At 43.2% G+C, this 1,258-nt stretch carries 1 protein-coding gene; it reads left to right on the top strand.

Translation table 11 applies throughout. The annotated features are described in order from the left end of the window. Positions 1 to 72: 72 nt before the first annotated feature. Positions 73 to 1,250, top strand: a protein-coding gene (locus OQJ75_RS22420; RefSeq protein ID WP_265974979.1) for an IS3 family transposase whose coding sequence is annotated in 2 segments (ribosomal slippage) — positions 73 to 331 and positions 331 to 1,250 — 1,179 coding nt in all. Because the reading frame shifts where the segments join, the coding sequence is not laid out codon by codon here. Positions 1,251 to 1,258 lie beyond the last annotated feature (8 nt).

The raw sequence follows: 1,258 nt of genomic DNA, 5'->3' as shown, positions 1-1,258 counted from the left end.
TGTAGTGGCATAGTGAATTTGGTCACTTAGTTAGAGGTGATATCATCACCTCATAAGTTAACAGGTGACACTATGACAAAACGTACAAGACGACTATTTAGCGCAGAATTTAAGTTAGAAGCAGCTCAGTTAGTCCTAGACCAAAATTACTCAGTGACTGAAGCAGCCCAAGCCATGAATGTGGGCAAGTCCACGATGGATAAGTGGGTTCGCCAGCTTAGAGAAGAGCGCCAAGGAAAAACACCGAAAGCTTCACCGATGACCCCTGAACAAATAGAAATTCGGGAATTAAAAAAGAAGTTGGCTCGCCTTGAAGAGCATAATGAAATATTAAAAAAAGCCACGGCTCTGTTGATGTCGGACTCACTGAACAATTCTTGATAATCAAGAAACTCAAGCAGAGCTACAGCGTAAAAACATTATGCGAAGTCTTCAATGTTCATCGAAGTAGTTATCACTATTGGCTTAAACGCCCAACGGTAATTAACGCTGAAACAGTAAAGTTGCGCAGCTTGGTCAGTGAGGCTCACGCTGCAAGCAATGGCTCTGCGGGAGCTAGAACCATTGCAGATATAGTCACAAATCAGGGTGTAAAGCTGAGCCGATACCGAGCAACAAAACTTATGAGAACGCTTGGTTTAGTGAGTTGCCAAGTGCCAAAACATCGTTACCGAAAAGCTTCACAAGAACATATTGACGTTCCAAATCACTTAGGTCGTCAGTTTGCGGTTACCGCCCCAAATGAGGTCTGGGCTGGTGATGTGACGTATATTTGGACAGGTAATCGGTGGATGTATTTAGCCGTTGTTATCGATCTTTTTGCCCGAAAAGTGATTAGCTGGTCGATGTCTCTATCACCTGATTCTAAACTAACAGGCAAAGCTCTTTCGATGGCTTATGAGTCACGTGGTAAGCCTAAAGGTGTTATGTTCCATAGCGATCAAGGCAGTCATTATACTAGCCGTAAATACCGTCAATTGCTGTGGCGTTTTCAAATAAAACAGAGTTTATCTCGCCGAGGAAATTGTTGGGATAATGCGCCGATGGAGCGTTTCTTTAGAAGTCTGAAAACGGAATGGGTGCCAACTATGGGTTATCGTAGCTTCGCTGAGGCTCAACAAGAGATTACCCGTTACATTATCGGATACTACTGCCAACTCAGACCACATCAGTATAACGGTGGTCTAACTCCCAATGAATCAGAACGATTATATTGGGAAAACTCTAAAACCGTGGCCAATTTTAGTTGACCACTACA

Source organism: Vibrio sp. 14G-20, assembly GCF_026241515.1.
Taxonomy (GTDB): Bacteria; Pseudomonadota; Gammaproteobacteria; order Enterobacterales; family Vibrionaceae; genus Vibrio.
Note: the sequence above shows the minus strand (reverse complement) of the source record. Positions and strands in the feature narration are given on the sequence as shown.